The organism is Evansella sp. AB-P1, assembly GCF_029688925.1.
Classification (GTDB): domain Bacteria; phylum Bacillota; class Bacilli; order Bacillales; family Salisediminibacteriaceae; genus Evansella.
Window position 1 is genome coordinate 19,528 of sequence record NZ_JARUKY010000016.1, and the last position, 18,213, is coordinate 37,740.

Annotated in this window: 14 protein-coding genes; all 14 read left to right on the forward strand. The window is 35.5% G+C overall.

Annotated features, from left to right (window positions below; all coding sequences use genetic code 11):
- Window positions 1-82: 82 nt before the first annotated feature.
- Window positions 83-2,452: an FtsK/SpoIIIE family DNA translocase gene (locus QA612_RS16245; protein WP_278284865.1), complete on the forward strand. Its 2,370-nt coding sequence runs from the start codon at window positions 83-85 to the stop codon at window positions 2,450-2,452.
- A gap of 596 nt (window positions 2,453-3,048) precedes the next feature.
- Window positions 3,049-4,347 carry an EF-P 5-aminopentanol modification-associated protein YfmF gene (gene yfmF, locus QA612_RS16250; protein ID WP_278284866.1) on the forward strand — a complete coding sequence of 433 codons (1,299 nt, stop codon included), beginning with the start codon at window positions 3,049-3,051 and terminating at the stop codon, window positions 4,345-4,347.
- Window positions 4,340-5,632 (forward strand): EF-P 5-aminopentanol modification-associated protein YfmH, encoded by a 1,293-nt coding sequence (yfmH, locus tag QA612_RS16255; RefSeq protein WP_278284867.1) that lies wholly within the window; start codon window positions 4,340-4,342, stop codon window positions 5,630-5,632. Before yfmF ends, yfmH begins: the two co-directional genes overlap by 8 nt.
- A 1-nt stretch (window position 5,633) precedes the next feature.
- Window positions 5,634-6,368, forward strand: coding sequence for an elongation factor P 5-aminopentanone reductase (gene ymfI, locus QA612_RS16260; protein ID WP_278284868.1), 735 nt, complete (start codon window positions 5,634-5,636; stop codon window positions 6,366-6,368).
- A gap of 82 nt (window positions 6,369-6,450) precedes the next feature.
- Window positions 6,451-6,696: a DUF3243 domain-containing protein gene (locus QA612_RS16265; RefSeq protein WP_278284869.1), complete on the forward strand. Its 246-nt coding sequence runs from the start codon at window positions 6,451-6,453 to the stop codon at window positions 6,694-6,696.
- 883 nt (window positions 6,697-7,579) lie between these two features.
- Window positions 7,580-8,353, forward strand: coding sequence for a DUF3388 domain-containing protein (locus QA612_RS16270; RefSeq protein WP_278284870.1), 774 nt, complete (start codon window positions 7,580-7,582; stop codon window positions 8,351-8,353).
- A gap of 9 nt (window positions 8,354-8,362) precedes the next feature.
- Window positions 8,363-9,268, forward strand: a complete 906-nt coding sequence (locus QA612_RS16275) for a RodZ domain-containing protein (RefSeq protein ID WP_481804451.1) — start codon at window positions 8,363-8,365, stop codon at window positions 9,266-9,268.
- Window positions 9,269-9,494: 226 nt separating this feature from the next.
- On the forward strand, window positions 9,495-10,067 hold the full coding sequence (gene pgsA / locus QA612_RS16280; RefSeq protein ID WP_278284872.1) for a CDP-diacylglycerol--glycerol-3-phosphate 3-phosphatidyltransferase: 573 nt from the start codon (window positions 9,495-9,497) through the stop codon (window positions 10,065-10,067).
- Between the two features lie 28 nt (window positions 10,068-10,095).
- Window positions 10,096-11,355 carry a competence/damage-inducible protein A gene (locus tag QA612_RS16285; RefSeq protein ID WP_278284873.1) on the forward strand — a complete coding sequence of 420 codons (1,260 nt, stop codon included), beginning with the start codon at window positions 10,096-10,098 and terminating at the stop codon, window positions 11,353-11,355.
- Between the two features lies 1 nt (window position 11,356).
- Complete coding sequence (locus tag QA612_RS16290) at window positions 11,357-12,946, forward strand: DEAD/DEAH box helicase (RefSeq protein ID WP_278284874.1); 1,590 nt, start codon at window positions 11,357-11,359, stop codon at window positions 12,944-12,946.
- A gap of 208 nt (window positions 12,947-13,154) precedes the next feature.
- Entirely contained in the window at window positions 13,155-14,198 is a 1,044-nt protein-coding gene (gene recA / locus QA612_RS16295; RefSeq protein WP_278284875.1) for a recombinase RecA, read from the forward strand.
- 446 nt (window positions 14,199-14,644) lie between these two features.
- Window positions 14,645-16,207: a ribonuclease Y gene (gene rny / locus QA612_RS16300; RefSeq protein ID WP_278284876.1), complete on the forward strand. Its 1,563-nt coding sequence runs from the start codon at window positions 14,645-14,647 to the stop codon at window positions 16,205-16,207.
- 398 nt (window positions 16,208-16,605) lie between these two features.
- Complete coding sequence (locus QA612_RS16305) at window positions 16,606-17,400, forward strand: TIGR00282 family metallophosphoesterase (protein ID WP_278284877.1); 795 nt, start codon at window positions 16,606-16,608, stop codon at window positions 17,398-17,400.
- Window positions 17,401-17,574: 174 nt separating this feature from the next.
- A complete protein-coding gene (locus tag QA612_RS16310; protein WP_278284878.1) occupies window positions 17,575-17,835 on the forward strand; it encodes a stage V sporulation protein S in 261 nt (86 codons plus the stop codon).
- Window positions 17,836-18,213: the final 378 nt, after the last annotated feature.

An 18,213-nucleotide genomic window follows, 5' to 3' on the forward strand; every position in this document is an offset into this window, starting at 1 on the left:
ACAAGCGTTCGTTAATGCATCAATAGCAGCCGGGTTTTCGGCTGCTTCTTCCATTTTTGTATTAAAATAGAGGTGGATTTAAATGGCTAGTAAGCGTAGAAGAAAACAAGAAAAATGGAAAAAACAACTTACATATGAATTAGTAGGCCTATTATTAATTATCCTTTCTTTTATAACATTTGCAAGATTAGGGATAGTAGGAGAAGGCCTTGTTCAGCTATTTCGTTTTATATTAGGAGATTTATTTATTATTTTAACTATTAGTCTTTTTGTTTTTTCCATTTACTTAATGATTAAAAGGCAGCTACCTGTCTTTTGGACGAGGAGACTTTCAGGATTCTATCTTATAATTTTTGCCTTCTCACTCATTTTTCATGTAAGTCTTTTTGGAGAATTATCAAGTCATACAGAGTTTATCGATCGTTCTGTCATTAGAAATACGTGGCATTTGTTTTGGCTACAAATTCAAGATCAAGCTATCATTGATAGTTTAGGAGGAGGAATGATAGGAGCAATTGGTTTTGCCTTTTCTCATTTACTCTTTTCTCCGGAAGGAACTATTGTCTTTGCTATAGGACTTATATTAGTTTCTAGTATGCTAATAACAGGTAAATCCATAGTTGATTTTTTGAAAAAAAGTGGAGGAGGCTCTACATCCCTTTTACAAAGGTTAAAAGATTGGTTTATTCGACAGTGTAATGAAGTGATGGAATCATTTAAAAATTGGAAAGAACGTAAGAAACAAAACAGGCAAAAAAAAGCCGTAGAAGAACAAAATACCGTTGAATCAATAGATCATACCGTTATAGATCATGGGGAAGAACCAATTATATATGATTTTTCAACGAAAGCATATAAGGAGCAACATGTACAAGATGCTGAAGTCATTGATGTAGAATCAGCTGCTCTTAAAATGGTGAATGATGGTGAGAATCGTACTGATAAAGAAGAAGTGGAGGAAAAGGAAGAGGCTCCTGTTCCTACTACATCACTCGTTGTTAGTGCCATGGAAAATGAATCGTACGAGGTTCCTTCAATGGATGTTTTAGCAAGCCCAACGAAGGCTAATCAAACGAGAGAGCATTCAATGCTGTCTAAAAATGCTCGTAAGCTTGAACGTACGTTAGAAAGCTTTGGAGTTAATGCAAAAGTAACAAAGGTTCATTTAGGTCCCGCTGTTACGAAATATGAGGTGTACCCTAGCGTTGGTGTGAAAGTTAGTAAAATTGTTAACTTAACGGACGATTTGGCATTGGCACTTGCAGCAAAGGATATTCGGATGGAAGCTCCTATCCCTGGGAAGTCAGCAATAGGGATTGAAGTTCCTAACCAGGAAGTTGCATTAGTGACGTTAAAAGAAGTGTTAGAGGCACAAGTAATGAAGGACAACAGTAATAAATTAGCCATTGCGTTAGGTAGAGATATTTCAGGGGAGGCAGTTATTGCTGAGTTAAATAAAATGCCCCATTTATTAGTTGCTGGTGCTACTGGTAGTGGGAAAAGTGTTTGTATAAATGGAATCATTGTTAGTCTTTTAATGCGTAGTAAACCGCATGAAGTTAAGCTTATGATGATTGATCCTAAAATGGTAGAGCTAAACATATATAATGGAATACCACACCTCCTTTCACCAGTTGTGACAGAACCGAAGAAAGCTTCACAAGCATTGAAAAAAGTTGTGAACGAAATGGAACGGAGATATGAGCTTTTTGCTTATTCAGGAACAAGAAACATAGAAGGATACAATGGCTATATAAAACGAGAAAATGCGAAGAATGAAGAAGAAACACACCAGCCTTTACCGTATATTGTTGTTATAGTGGACGAGCTTGCAGATTTAATGATGGTTGCTTCATCAGATGTAGAAGATTCTATTACTCGACTAGCTCAAATGGCACGTGCTGCGGGTATCCATTTAATCATCGCTACTCAGCGCCCTTCAGTTGATGTTATTACTGGAGTAATTAAAGCAAATATTCCTTCTCGTATTGCCTTTGGAGTATCAAGCTCCACAGACTCTCGTACGATTTTAGATGGTAATGGTGCTGAAAAATTACTAGGTAAAGGAGATATGCTATTTCTCCCAGTAGGAGCCAATAAAGCAACACGAATTCAAGGAGCCTTCTTATCGGATGAAGAAGTGGAAAGAGTAGTAGATCACTGTATTGAACAACAAAAAGCACAATATGCAGAGGAAATGATGCCCAAAGAAGGGGAAACCGTTTCAGCTAACGAAGTGGATGATGATTTATTTGAGGACGCAGTACAATTAGTGCTTGAAATGCAAACTGCATCTGTCTCTATGCTACAACGCCGTTTTCGAATTGGGTATACGAGAGCAGCAAGGTTAATTGATGAGATGGAAGCAAGGAACATCGTTGGTCCGTATGAAGGTAGTAAGCCAAGAGAAGTATTAATTACAAAAGGTGAAGACCAAGAAGTTTCATCATAATAAAAAAATGTCCTGTTACAGCTTGTTTGTAAACAGGACATTTTTTATTAGCCTGAAAATAAGTAATAGTTCAGGAGTGGAGGGCAGCGACTCCTGTGGGATCAGCAAGAGACGAACATCCCCTAAAAGCTTACTGTGTAAGTTTTAGGAAGTTGAGGACGTGCGCGCGGTAAAGAAGACACTATGAAGCATGAACAGATGTCGCACTTATGCCTGTGGTGAAAGCGACTGCCTGCAACGAATGAACACCTTAGAAAGAGTATTTTCATCCCCCATGGTACAAGTTCTCGCTTATATGGTGGTGTACCCTGAAAATACACAGAGGTTCTTGCCCGTTACAATCACAAAATCTCCCTTACAGAGCATTTTTGTTACATCTTTTCTTCCATTTAAAGTAAGTAGATGGAGGACACCATTAACATCTGTGATTATAGAGTAAAGCAAAATTTCTCTTATCCTATGCAGTATGAATAATTATTTTTCCATTATTTTTGCATTGACAGCAATAAAAAAGCTAAAATAATACTATGGATTATAAACATAAACTTTGACTACAATAGGTAAGATAATGATAGGAATATAAGGAGGGATTTCAATTGAAAGAAAACGCACTAAAAACGTTTTCGGTTGGTCCATTAAATGTACATGTATTACCTTCCACAACGTATAAAACGAATACGATATTGCTTCATATGCGTTCTCCATTGACACAGGAAACGGTGACAAAACGAGCTCTCCTTCCATACGTATTACAAAATGGTACGAAGGATTATCCATCAAGGCAAGAATTACGGCAATATTTAGATGAATTATATGGTGCTACATTAAACGTTGATGTAACTAAAAAAGGTGAGCATCACATTATGACATTAAGAATGGAAGTAGCTAATGAAAAATTTTTATCTGATCGCCGTTCTTTATTAGAACGAGCATTAGAGTTATTTTCCTCTGTTTTATTATCACCAAAAGGAACAGATAGGGCCTTTGATTCATCTATAGTAGAAGGGGAAAAAAGGACATTAAAGCAAAAGCTAGCGTCCGTATATGATGATAAAATGCGTTATGCAAATAAAAGATTAACTGAAGAAATGTGTGAAAACGAACCATTTGGTCTGTTTGTGTTAGGTAATGAAGAAGATTTACCATCCATTAATGAAACAACGTTGTATGAGTATTATAAAGAGGTACTAGCAAAGGATCAGTTTGACTTATACATTATTGGAGACGTTAATGATAATGAAATGAAAAAGCTAATTGAAAAACATTTTGATCTTTTATCTAGCTTCCCAAAAAGAGAATCTTCTTCAACAACAACTATACAAGAGTATTTTAAAAAGGATCACCGAGAAATTGTGGAGGAACAAGACGTTCAACAAGGAAAACTTCATATTGGATATCGAACCCAATTAACTTACGGTGATGATGACTATTTTGCTTTACAGCTGTTTAATGGAGTATTTGGTGGGTTCTCACATTCTAAGTTATTTATAAATGTAAGGGAAAAGGCAAGTCTTGCCTATTATGCAGCTTCAAGAGTAGAAAGTCATAAAGGGTTGCTTATCGTCATGTCTGGTATAGAAAGCAATAAATATAACGAGGCAACCAAAATTATATTTGAGCAAATGGATGATATGAAGGCAGGAAAATTTACTGAAGAAGATTTAGAACAAACGAAAGCAGTATTAAAAAATCAACTGTTAGAAACAATGGATGTTCCAAGAGGACGGATCGAACTGGAATACCATAATCAGCTTTCAACAAAAAATCGACCTTTAGACCATTGGATAGAGGAACTTGATAAAATCAAGAAGGAAGATATTGTTCGAGTTGCTAATAAGATTCAATTAGATACCGTTTACTTCTTAAAAGGAAAGGAGGAATCTAGTAATGAATAAGGTTAAATTTGAACAGCTTCAAGAAACACTTTATTATGAAGAGCTTCCCAATGGTTTACAAGTTTACGTATTACCCAAGGCAGGTTTTAATAAAACTTTCGCAACCTTTACTACAAAGTACGGCTCCATTGATAATACCTTTACTCCTTTAGGGAAACAGGAAAAGTTTAAAGTGCCAGATGGTATAGCTCACTTTTTAGAGCACAAGCTCTTTGAAGATGAAGATGGAGATGTGTTTCAGCTTTTTAGTAAGCAAGGTGCTTCTGCTAATGCTTTTACAAGCTTTACAAGAACTGCTTACTTGTTTTCTAGCACAATGAACGTGAAAGAAAATTTAGAAACGCTACTAAATTTTGTACAAAAACCCTATTTCACTGATGAATCTGTGGAAAAGGAAAAGGGGATTATTGAACAAGAGATTAAAATGTACGAAGATAATCCTGATTGGAGAAATTATTTTGGCTTAATTGCTAACTTGTTTGAAAAACATCCAGTAAAAATTGATATTGCAGGAACGGTTGAATCTATCCATGAAATTACGAAAGAAATGCTTTATACGTGCTATGAAACCTTTTACCATCCAAGCAACATGGTTTTTTTCGTAGTAGGAAATATAAATCCGGAACAAACCATGACCTTTATTCGAGAAAATCAAGGGGCAAAAGAATTTTCTGAACCAGAAAAGATCGAACGTTTTTTTGAAGAAGAACCAAAGGAAGTTTTTAAAAAGGAAGAAAAGATTCCAATGAATGTTAATACAGGGAAATGTTTAGTTGGGTTTAAAGATCGAGAACCTGATAAACAAGGGAAAGATCTTTTAAAACACGAATTATCCATTCAATTACTTTTAGAAATAATGTTTGGTCAAAGTAGTAAAAATTATCAAATATTATATGATGAAGGCTTAATTGATGATTCATTCTCTTTTGATTACTCAGGGGAATCGGGCTTTGGCTTCTCTGTTATTGGTGGAGATAGTGACAAACCAGAAAGACTTGGGGAACGATTAAAAGAAATGGTAAAAGCCTTCACAGAAGATTCATTAACGGAAAAATTAATCGAAGGGGTAAGAAAGAAAAAAATAGGTTACTTTTTACGTGCTTTAAATTCACCAGAATATATAGCGAATCAATTTACAAGGTATCGCTTTAACGATATGGATCTTTTTGACGTTATTCCTGTTTTAGAATCGATCAACAATAATGATTTGGAAGTTGCTTTACGTGAGCATTTTGTTGTGGATACACAAATGAGTCAATGCATTATTACACCTAAAGGAGAGTAAAATGGATGAGAAACCGGTAGCTTTTATCTCTGGTGCGACTGGTGAGATAGGCCGTGCTATTGCAGAAAAATTAGCATCTGATGGGTACAAACTAATTCTCCACTACAATAAAAATGAAGAGTTTGCTTATGAACTAAAACAAAAACTAGTAGCGAAGTATGATACTGCATGCTTTCTCATACAAGGAGATTTCTCTAATTCAAAGGATATTATTAACAAGGTGAATAATATTAATTTATCACCAGATATTGTTATCCATAATAGCGGAACATCATCCGTAGGCTTGATTACAGATGTAACAAATGAGGAGGTATGTAGGGAGTTGACTATCGGTGTTACCACTCCTTTTTTACTTACACAAACATTTTTACCAGCCATGATTCGAAAGAAACAGGGGAAGATTATCGTTATTTCGTCTATATGGGGTATAACCGGTGCATCATGTGAAGTACTCTATTCAACCATTAAAGGAGCAATGAATACGTTCGTAAAGGCTCTAGCAAAAGAGGTTGCACCTAGTCAAATCCAAGTAAATGGTATAGCTCCAGGGGCTGTAAAAACATCCATGCTAAGTCATTTGTCTAAGGAAGAATTAATGGAATTAGAAGAAGAAATACCTGCAGGACGATTAGGAACACCAGAGGATGTAGCGGCCACTGTCTCTTTTTTGGCCTCTAAGGAAAGTGAATACATCAATGGTCAAATCATTTCTGTAAATGGAGCTTGGTATTGTTAATTTTGTCACAAAATTGCTATGAATAAATTTCCTACCTTGTGAAAAACTATGAAGGAATTTTAACACAAGGAGGAGTTTAACAATGTCTGTATTAGATAACTGGCAACAATGGAAAGACTTTTTAGGCGAAAGATTAGATCAAGCAAAAAATGAAGGCATGAATAATCAAGTTATTACTGATGTAGCATACCAGGTTGGGGAATATTTATCAGAGCAAGTGGAGCCAAAAAATGAACAAGAAAAGATTCTTGCAGACCTTTGGCATGTTGCTTCTGAAGAAGAACAGCATGCTATTGCAAATATGATGGTCAAATTAGTTCAACGATAAGATAAAAAAGTGTCGCGTAATTGCGACACTTTTTTACGTTATAATAATAAGTTTTCTACCCTGAAAATAAGTGTTATCGAACTTAGCAGTATTAACAAATAAAGGTTATGTTAATCATTCGTTCCACACCACTTCGCATTCACCACAAGGGTATAAGTGCGACATCTGCTCTGCTTCACTCCGTTCGCAGTCACAGTATCTTCTTTACCGCGGGCAACGCCTCAGCTTCACACTTCGCACACTGTGCCGAAGTGCGGGATCTTCACCTGTTGCTTTTCCCGCAGGACTTTGAATTGCTTCTAAGAGTAATCCCACGCACGAAGAAAATGTGATAGCATTTTCGAGGAGTCTCGTGGGATTCCACTCATTCCAATTGGATTAAATTATATTCATCCTCTATGGTGCAAGTTTCACTTCACCTGCATGGGAAGTCTACCCTGAAAATAAGAAGCGTTCTAGAAGCCCGGAAAGCAATGAAAAAAGCAAATGGGGGATGAATGAAGCCGATTATTCTTCCCGCAAACGGTATGAGATTGGAATTGCGGGAAGGTAGTATACTTTAGAAAGAACATTTTCATCTCCATGGTGCAAATTCATACTTGCATGAGAGGTCTACAAGGTAAAGAAAATCTTTGTTAGTTTACATAAAAATCTCACGATGAAAGTCGTTACATAATACTATCGATATTTGCAAATGATAAAACATAGATTTTGGTAAATTTAGTTATAATGGTAAAATAACTTACAAGAAAAATAAAAAATATTCCTTTCTATGCGAAAGATGGAAAGAAACTTCTTTTAATGAGGAAAAAAATCAATTATGATAAGTTATGTAAAGATAGTTTAACTTGTTGGGGGTACTCTCCTAGGAAGGAGTTGAACGATGGAGGAGAAAGAATGGTATTTAGAATATCAAATAAACAAAAATCGTCCAGGTTTACTTGGTGAAATTGCTTCCTTGTTAGGTATGTTACGAATTAACATTATAACAATAAATGGAGTAGAACATCAGCGAAGAGGTATGCTGATAAAAAGTCAAAGTGACGAAGCGATTATGCGTTTAAAATATATTCTAGAAACAATGGATTTTATACAATTAAGGAAAATACGCGAACCTAAATTAAGGGATTTGCTTGCAGTTAGGCATGGTAAGTATATTGATCGAGATGAGGACGAGAAGAAGTTGTTTCGCTTTGTTCGTGATGAGTTAGGCTTGCTAGTAGACTTTATGGCCGAATTGTTTAAAAAAGAAGGACATCGCTTAATTGGAATTAGGGGAATGCCGAGAGTTGGAAAAACAGAATCTGTCGTTGCAGCAAGTGTTTGTGCTAGTAAACGTTGGTCTTTTCTTTCCTCTACTTTATTAAGACAGACGATAAGAAGTCAGTTAGCTGACGATGAGCTTTCAGAAAATCACATTTACATTATTGATGGGATAGTTTCCACAATGAGAGCCTCAGAACGGCATCAAATGTTAGTAAATGAAATTATGCGGTTATCTGCTACAAAAGTTATTGAGCATCCAGATATATTTGTTCGTGAAACAGAATACACACTAGATGATTTTGATTATATTATTGAACTAAGAAGTGAAGAGGGTGAGAAAATTACATACGAAGCCGTTGAATCGGGCTTCTCATCCTTTGATATTAGCTAAGGTTGGTAGGTGTTGAGATTGTCAGAATTAGGATCCCGATTAAAAGCTGCTAGAGAAGATAAAGGGTATTCATTAGAAGAGCTTCAAACGATAACGAAAATTCAAAAAAGATATTTACAAGCGATAGAAGAAGGAGAATTTAGTCGTTTACCTGGAGACTTCTATGCGAGAGCATTTGTAAAGAGTTATGCTGATGCAGTTGGAATTCCTTCTGAAGTATTATTTGAAGAACATCGTGATGAATTACCACAAGCGAAAAAGGAACAAGTGGATCTTCCTCCACGAGTAAAACGATCAAATCCAAAAGTAGTAAAGAAAAAATCAAAGGTTGCCTCCATTATCCCAACATTGATAGCTATTATTTTTGTTTTAGCTATTGCTTTTGGGATATGGTACTTTACACAAAATCCAGAGAGTAATTCTTCAGGCATCTCTCGTGAAGACCAACAAAGTGATGGGGAGTTTGATATTCCACCAGATGTGTTAGATGACAATGAGAACAATGAAGAAAATGAGGATAATGAAAATAATAATGAGGAAGAAGAACCAGAACCTGAGCCAGAACCGGAACCTGAACTAGAGCAAACGTTTGAGCTTGATCGAACAGAAGGTTATTATTCCTATTTCACACTTTCTAATGTAGATGCCTTAGAAATTTTAATGGAATTTACCGGAAGAAGTTGGGTTGCTGTTTTAAATGATGAAAATGAAACAGTTGTGACAGGTGAATATACCGATGGGGATGAAATTGATTTTGACCTGACTGGTGAAGAACAAGTTATTTTTAATTTAGGTAGTACATCTACTGTAGATATTTATATTAATGATGAGTTGTTTGAATATCCAGATGTTTCACCGTTGGATGAAAATCGTCAATATATTACCATTGATATTGAGTATTTAGACGAAGATTAAAACATAGGGAGCCGCATAGCGGTTCCTTCTTCCATTTACAGGTAATAGTTTTACGATATCTTTTATTATGTTCTATTCGCATTATTTTCGTGATTTTGGTAAAATTGATAAAGCTAAAGGACTTTATAATGTTATATTTAGAAATGATGTTTGTATCATTATTATTTTTACCAAATTCTTTGTAACCTACTTTTATTATTGATTCGATAGCTTAAGGGGGATTAAGGTGAACGTACCTAATCAAATTACAATTTCTAGAATAATTTTAATACCAATCTTTATGGTCTTTTTACTTGGTCCATTTTCATGGGGAACATTGCATATATTTGGTGCAGACATACCAGTTCATCACCTTATTGCAGCTATTATTTTTATTGTAGCAGCTGCTACTGATTGGTTGGATGGATTTTATGCACGTAAATATAACCTCGTCACAAATATGGGGAAATTTTTAGATCCTTTAGCCGACAAGCTGTTGATTACAGCTGCCTTTGTATCTTTAGTTGAATTAGAAATGTTTCCTGCTTGGGCAGCCATAATTATACTTAGTCGTGAATTTGCTGTAACAGGCCTCCGATTAGTTGCTTCTGGAGAGGGAAATGTAATTGCTGCAAGTGTATGGGGGAAGTGGAAGACTGTAAGCCAAATCGTAGCAGCATCTGCACTAATGTTACATAATATGATTTTTGAATTATTGTCAATCCCGTTTGATACGTTTATGATTTACGTTGCTGTCATATTAACGTTATTCTCAGGGATAGATTATTTTGTGAAAAATAAGCATGTATTAGTAAAATGAAGTTTCTATTTTTGGAAGGATGGTCTAGTTGAACGGAGAGATTATCGCTGTAGGGTCTGAATTATTATTAGGCCAAATTGTAAACTCAAATGCAAAATATCTTTCAGAGCAATTATCATACTTAGGTATTAATGTTTATCACCATTCCGTCGTTGGAGATAATGAATCACGACTTGAGGAAGTGTTAGAAATAGCAAAGGACCGTTCAGATTTAGTAATTTTAACAGGTGGCCTTGGTCCAACGAAGGATGACCTAACAAAGGAAACTGTCGGGAAGCTATTAAAGAAAAAACTTGTGTATGACACAAATACTGAGGAAAGAATTCTGCAATATTTTAACCAAAGAGATCGACAGATGACGGAAAATAACCGTAAGCAAGCTCTTATAGTAGAAGGAGCTCATGTTTTCCCTAATGATCATGGCCTTGCTTGTGGCCTTAGCGTTCCCGATGATACCGAATCATTAATAATCATGCTTCCGGGACCACCGAAAGAATTACAGCCAATGTTTGAGAAGTATGTGGTGCCATATTTACACAATCTTATTAATGAAAATACAATGATTGAATCACGAGTTCTTCGCTTTTTTGATATTGGAGAGTCTCAGTTAGTTGAAAAAATTGATGATTTACTAGTTTCACAAACGAACCCAACGATTGCTCCATTAGCATCAGATGGAGAAGTGACGTTACGACTTACAGTCAGTGGTAATGACCATGAGGAAAATAAACAACTTCTTGATACTTTACAAAGAAAAATTCTTTTTAAATTAAATGATTACTTTGTTGGCACTGGGGAAGAGACGTTAGAAGAAAGATTAGTTGCTCTTTTGAAACAAAAGGGAAGTACTATTACGACTGCTGAAAGCATTACTGGAGGTTTTTTTGCATCTGTAATTACAAAACAGCCAGGAGCAAGTAAAGTATTTCCTGGAGGATTTGTTACCTATGGAAATAAAATGAAGGAGCTTCAATTAAATATTTCTCCATCCATCTTGCAAATGAAGGGGGCCGTAAGTGGTCCTTGTGCAGTGGAAATGGCAATGGCAGCTAGAAAAATTGTAGATACTGATTATGGAATTAGCTTTACTGGTGTAGCTGGACCAGATCCATTAGAGGGAAAACCTCCCGGGACAGTGTTTATCGGTATAGCAACTCGTAATGATTCTAGAAGCTATGAAGTAAAGTTAGCAGGTAGTAGAGAAGCTATACGAGACAGAACAGTTAAATATGGAACGTATTATCTGTTACAATGGATTCGAAAGGAAATGGAAAAGGTGGATGAATAAAATGATGAAGTTTGAAGATTTTCAAATATCAGAAGATATTAAACGTGCAATAAAAGATATGGGCTTTGAAGCACCATCACCAATTCAAGAGAAAGTTATTCCTGAAATATTAAAAAAACAAGACATTATTGGACAAGCTCAAACAGGAACAGGAAAAACAGCAGCCTTTGGTATTCCTTTAATTGAGCACGTAACGGAAGAAAGGCACGTCCAATCTCTTATTTTAACACCAACTAGAGAACTTGCCATTCAAGTTGCTGGTGAGTTACAAAAGCTTTCGAAGTACAAAAATATACAGATTCTTCCTATTTATGGTGGACAATCTATTGGCCATCAAATACGTGCATTAAAACGTGGGGTACAGGTAGTTGTAGGTACACCTGGTAGAGTGTTAGATCATCTCAGTAGAAATACCTTGCAGTTAAAAAATGTTCATACACTAATTCTGGATGAAGCGGATGAAATGTTAGACATGGGTTTTATTGAAGATATTGAAAAAATATTAAAACAAGTAAATGTGGAACGTCAAACAATGCTATTCTCAGCCACAATGCCTCCTCCAATTCGAAAATTATCAAATAAATATATGAAGCGTCCAAAGCAAGTGACGATAAGTAAAGGGGAAGTCACGGCCCCTTCCATTAACCAAGTATATTTTAAAGTTTTGGAAAAAAATAAGCTAGATTCACTTTGTCGTGTTATTGATAGTGAAAGCATTGATTTAGGCATTATATTTTGCCGAACTAAAAAAGGGGTTGCAGAATTAACAGAAGCGCTTCAAGCACGAGGTTATGCAGTAGATGGACTACATGGTGATCTTACGCAATCACAACGTGATTTAGTTATGAAAAAGTTTCGTGATTCGTCTATTGAATTTCTAATAGCTACAGATGTGGCTGCTCGAGGTATTGATGTAGAAAATGTTTCCCATGTAATCAATTATGATATTCCACAAGATCCTGAAAGTTATGTTCATCGTATTGGTAGAACTGGTCGAGCAGGTAGAGATGGTGTTGCCGTTACTCTTGTAACACCTAGAGAAATGAAGCATTTGCGTTCCATTGAGTCTGAAATTAAAATGAGTATACCATCACAGCGGTTACCATCAGTGGAGGAAGTTGTTGAAAAACAACAGCACGTTTGGAAAGCTCAAATTATTGATCTAATTGAAAGTGATGAGGATGAAGTAGATCTATATGAAGGACTTGTATCAGAATTATTAGGACTTTATCCAGCAGAAAAGGTAACGAAATCTTTACTGAAGCTTGCCTTTTATAGCCACGAAGATTTAGATGATGATGGGTATGATTTTGGAGATACAGGTGCTCAACAAGGGATGACAAGATTTTTCATTAATGTTGGAAGAAACGTAGATTTAACACCAAAGAAAATTGTGGAAGAAGTTTCAATGCTTGTTGGTATTCCAGAAAAGGCAATAGGGAAAATCGATATATTTGATAATTTTACTTTTATGGAGGTACCACAAGAAGTGGCACCGTTCGTCTATGAAGGTTTAAAATATTCACGACTAAATGGTGCAAGAATCAATTTAGAACCTGCAAAACCAAGACCGAAAAGGAATCATCGATAAATAGTACAGACATTCCTATATACTTGCGAAAAACGCATGGTAACATGCGTTTTTTCTTAAGCTTTTTGAAACCTTAAGAAACCGAACGAATGTTTGCAAAAACTATTGGCAAACGAAATAAAAAGGGGTAAGATAGAAAAGAGAAATAAATTATTCATATTATTGGATTAGTAATCATTCAAATACATTAAAAAGGGAGAGAACAAGAATGTCAGATCGTAAACAAGCACTTGACATGGCCTTACGTCAAATAGAGAAGCAATTCGGAAAAGGTTCCATTATGAAATTAGGGGAGCAGGCAGAGCAACGAGTTTCTACTGTATCTAGTGGAGCTTTAGCATTAGATATTGCTTTAGGAGTAGGAGGATATCCAAAAGGAAGAATCATAGAGATTTATGGTCCAGAATCTTCTGGTAAAACTACGGTTGCTTTACACGCAATTGCAGAGGTACAACGTAACGGTGGACAAGCAGCATTCATTGACGCAGAACATGCCCTAGATCCTGTTTATGCACAAAACCTAGGTGTAAACATTGATGAGCTATTATTATCACAGCCAGATACAGGGGAACAAGCTTTAGAAATAGCAGAAGCCCTTGTACGAAGTGGTGCAGTAGATATGATCGTTGTGGATTCAGTCGCTGCATTAGTACCGAAAGCAGAAATAGAAGGAGAAATGGGAGACAGCCATGTAGGGTTACAAGCTCGTTTAATGTCCCAAGCACTTCGTAAGCTTTCAGGTGCCATAAGTAAATCTAAAACAATAGCAGTATTCATCAATCAAATTCGTGAAAAGGTTGGAGTGATGTTTGGTAATCCTGAAACAACTCCAGGGGGACGTGCCCTTAAGTTTTATTCGTCCGTTAGATTGGAAGTAAGGCGTGCTGAAACGTTAAAACAAGGTAACGATATGGTTGGTAACAAGACCAAAATTAAAGTTGTGAAAAACAAAGTTGCTCCTCCGTTTAAAACAGCAGAGGTGGATATTATGTATGGGGAAGGAATTTCTCGTGAAGGTTCTATTCTTGATATTGGTGCGGACTTAGACATAGTACAGAAAAGTGGCGCTTGGTATTCCTATAATGAAGAACGCTTAGGACAAGGTAGAGAAAATGCAAAACAATTTTTAAAGGAAAATGAAGAAATCACGAAATTAATCGAGAGTCAAATTCGCGAATTCCATAGCTTAAATACACCAACGACTGTTCCCGCGGAAGATCAGGAAGAAAAACTTCCTTTAGATTTAAAATAATAGTGAGATAATAGAGATTGTCCCTTCCAAAGTCATTCATGATGATTGATGAGAAGGACAGTCTCTTTTTTAAAATAATCTTTTACATAAACTTCTCTTTGAAAGAAAATCAATTACAAAATCTCTGCAGTTTATAGTAAGCCCTAGACTTACCATTTCGCTTCACAAACTTTAGTACTTTAAAATATTGAAAATAGAATAAAATGTCGAATGAATAGTATGATAAATTAATATAATTGAAGTAACAGAAAACTTACCAATGCTTGACATTGTTATTTATGAAGCATACAATTAGAAAGAATACTGTATTACCTAAAAACATACTCACACTGTATTATTTGTATTATCTGTGCTAGATGTGCGCATGAATGAAAATGACAAAAATGACAAAATGAAACAAATGAAACCAAGTTCCAACAAGAAATAGCATGAGGAGGTGAATTAGTTTGAATTTATTTATTCAAATCCTCATTTTGCTATTCACTGCAGTAATCGTTTTCTTTATTGGATATTTCGTTCGCAAATCCATTGCAGAAGCCAAGATCTCTAGTGCAGAGCAGCTAGCTAAGCAAACGATAGAAGATGCTAAGCGAGAAGCAGAAGCAAGTAAAAAAGAAGCGATTTTGGAAGCGAAGGATGAAGCCCACAAGCTTCGAATGGAAGCGGAACGGGAAGTCCGAGATCGCCGCAACGATATTCAGAAGCAGGAAAATCGATTAGTTCAAAAAGAAGAATTATTGGACCGAAAAAGTGAAACGTTAGACAAAAAAGAAGATACTCTTGAAAAACGAGAGAACGAATTGTCAAAACGTCAACAACAAATCGACGAGATGAATAGCAAAGTCGAGGAAATGTTACAAAATCAACAACAAGAATTAGAACGTATATCTGGGTTTTCTAAAGAAGATGCACGTGAAATTATTATGAAAACAGTTGAAGAAGAATTAACTCATGAAAAAGCAATCATGGTTAAGGATGCAGTGACAAGAGCAAAGGAAGAGGCGGATAAGAAGGCAAAAGAAATATTGTCTATGTCCATTCAGCGCTGTGCTGCAGACCATGTAGCTGAAACAACTGTTTCTGTAGTAAACCTACCTAATGATGAAATGAAAGGCCGTATTATAGGTAGAGAAGGTCGAAATATTCGTGCCTTAGAAACATTAACTGGAATTGATTTAATTATTGATGATACTCCAGAGGCTGTTATTTTATCTGGATTTGATCCAATTAGAAGAGAAATTGCGAAAACAACCTTAGAAAAACTCGTTCAGGATGGACGAATTCATCCAGCACGAATTGAAGAAACAGTGGACAAGTCTAGACGTGAAGTAGACGAACTAATTCGAGAGTACGGGGAACAAACAACATTTGAAATGGGAATTCATGGTTTGCATCCTGACCTTATAAAAATATTAGGACGTTTGAAATTCCGTACTAGTTACGGACAAAATGTACTGAAACACTCTATGGAAGTAGCTTATCTAAGTGGATTAATGGCATCAGAATTAGGAGAAGATGTCCAGTTAGCACGCCGTGCAGGCTTGTTACATGACTTAGGAAAAGCGATTGACCATGAAGTAGAAGGAAGTCACGTTGAAATCGGCGTAGAGCTTGCTACGAAATATAAAGAACATCCAGTTGTCATTAATAGTATTGCATCACATCACGGAGATACGGAATCGACATCTGTTATTGCAACACTAGTTGCTGCAGCGGATGCTTTATCAGCTGCAAGACCAGGAGCGAGAAGGGAAACTCTTGAAACGTATATTAAACGACTTGAAAAACTTGAAGAAATCTCAGAGTCCTTTGAAGGCGTTGAAAAAACATATGCAATTCAAGCAGGCCGTGAAGTTCGTATTATGGTGAAGCCTGACTTCATTACAGATGAAGATTCATATCGACTTGCTCGTGATATAACAAAGAAAATTGAAGATGAGCTCGATTACCCTGGTCACATTAAAGTGACCGTCATAAGGGAAACAAGAGCAGTTGAGTATGCAAAATAAAGTGGCGAATATGCCACTTTATTTTTTACATTGAAAAATAATATAATTATCTCTCATTTTAATTCTGATATTAAGGTGATAGAGGAATTAACAGAAGCGGCGTAGGCACTTTAGGTGAATTTGAGAACTTAGTAGCAAAAATCTATAAGATTAAACAGAGCAACTAATTAAATAATTTGTTACCCATAGTGTTATTTCGACATTTTTATTCATGCCATGTATGATAATATAAGTTAACATAGGTAAGAAACTATCTCATTTTACATACCTATATAAAAGTAATAAATGATAATATATGTACCTTTTATATTTGGAATTAGTCAACAAATGTGGAATAATTATAATATACCTAAAATTGTAAGTAGTGAAATTAGTATTTGAAATAAAGGAGTTTATAAATGAAAGTATTATTTATTGCTGATGTGGTTGGTTCACCAGGAAGAAATGCACTTAAGGATTATTTACATAAACTAAAGTTAAAACATCAACCAGATGTTACGATAGTTAATGGGGAAAATGCTGCAAGTGGTAAAGGAATTACAGAAAAAATATATCATGAAATAAAAGAAATGGGCGCAGATGTTATTACATTAGGAAACCACGCATGGGATAAAAAAGAAATATTTGATTTTATCGATAATGTAAGTGACCTAGTTAGACCAGCTAATTTTCCGAAAGGAACACCTGGAGTGGGTTATTTGATAAAAAAAGTAGGTAATAAAAAAATCGCTATAATAAACGGGCAAGGTCGAACCTTTATGGCTCCTATCGATTGTCCATTTACAGTATTAAATGATATTGTTCAAGAAGTAAGGAAAAAAACTCCATATATTTTTGTTGATTTTCATGCGGAGGCAACAAGTGAAAAGCAAGCAATGGGCTGGTACTTAGATGGACAAGTTTCAGCTGTTGTAGGTACACACACACACGTTCAAACTGCAGATGAAAGGATATTGCATGGAGGGACAGCATATATTACAGATGTTGGTATGACAGGTCCTTATGATGGAATATTAGGTGTAGATAAAGATGTGGTTATTAACAGATTTATGACAAGTTTACCTGCCAGGTTTGAAGTAACACAAGGAAGGGAACAACTTAATGGGGTTATTTTGACTTTAAATGATAAAACAGGCTTAGCAGATTCCATTCAACGAATCACAATAAATGAAGAACGTCCTTTTTTTGACTAATTCATTTAAATTAGCATAAATTCACAACATCAGAATATATTCAAACTACAGCCATTCCTTTTTAGTAATTCCATATCAGTAGTTATGAGTAATTAGTAGATAGATAACAAGTAATTACTTGATATGTTTTTAAGATCTATATACCACCAATTCATCCTTAAAGGAGGTACTGAAATGGAAGTATTAAAAGTTTCAGCAAAATCTAATCCTAATTCTGTCGCCGGAGCTTTGGCTGGAGTCATTCGAGAAAGAGGGGCAGCTGAGATTCAAGCAATAGGGGCAGGAGCACTTAATCAATCCGTTAAAGCTATTGCTATTGCTCGAGGATTTGTAGCACCTAGTGGTATTGATCTCATTTGTATCCCTGCATTTACGGATATACAAATAGATGGTGAAGAACGTACTGCTATTAAGTTAATTATTGAACCTCGTTAACTTGTAATTTTTTTCTGCTGCTTAACATATGTTAGGCAGTTTTTTTATTGTGTAGGTCTACCCTAAAAATAAGTATTGGTTCGGGAGTAAGGAGGCGACTCTTGCAGCAAAAGTAAGAAAAAGGATAAAAAAAAGGAAAAAAATTTAATTCAGTCCAAAAAATAGTAGTTTATAGTAATAATTATTGCATTTTGTGAAATTGATTGAATATTCTTGTTTAAGAAATTGTGAAAGTTATGTTACAATATAAAAAGATAACAAGAAATCAATGAGTGAAAACGTTTGCTGAAAGATGTCGTATCTTGACATTAAGCATATCCTTTGTTATCGGAACTAACGTAACCTATAATATAGGTGTCGATGAAAGATGAGGTGTTT

Excerpts from the sequence above, each read along its gene's own strand:
- QA612_RS16245 (WP_278284865.1), top strand. The coding sequence starts at position 83 with ATGGCTAGTAAGCGTAGAAGAAAACAAGAAAAATGGAAAAAACAACTT.
- yfmH (WP_278284867.1), top strand. The coding sequence starts at position 4,340 with ATGAATAAGGTTAAATTTGAACAGCTTCAAGAAACACTTTATTATGAA.
- ymfI (WP_278284868.1), top strand. The coding sequence starts at position 5,634 with ATGGATGAGAAACCGGTAGCTTTTATCTCTGGTGCGACTGGTGAGATA.
- QA612_RS16265 (WP_278284869.1), top strand. The coding sequence starts at position 6,451 with ATGTCTGTATTAGATAACTGGCAACAATGGAAAGACTTTTTAGGCGAA.
- QA612_RS16270 (WP_278284870.1), top strand. The coding sequence starts at position 7,580 with ATGGAGGAGAAAGAATGGTATTTAGAATATCAAATAAACAAAAATCGT.
- QA612_RS16290 (WP_278284874.1), top strand. The coding sequence starts at position 11,357 with ATGATGAAGTTTGAAGATTTTCAAATATCAGAAGATATTAAACGTGCA.
- recA (WP_278284875.1), top strand. The coding sequence starts at position 13,155 with ATGTCAGATCGTAAACAAGCACTTGACATGGCCTTACGTCAAATAGAG.
- QA612_RS16305 (WP_278284877.1), top strand. The coding sequence starts at position 16,606 with ATGAAAGTATTATTTATTGCTGATGTGGTTGGTTCACCAGGAAGAAAT.
- QA612_RS16310 (WP_278284878.1), top strand. The coding sequence starts at position 17,575 with ATGGAAGTATTAAAAGTTTCAGCAAAATCTAATCCTAATTCTGTCGCC.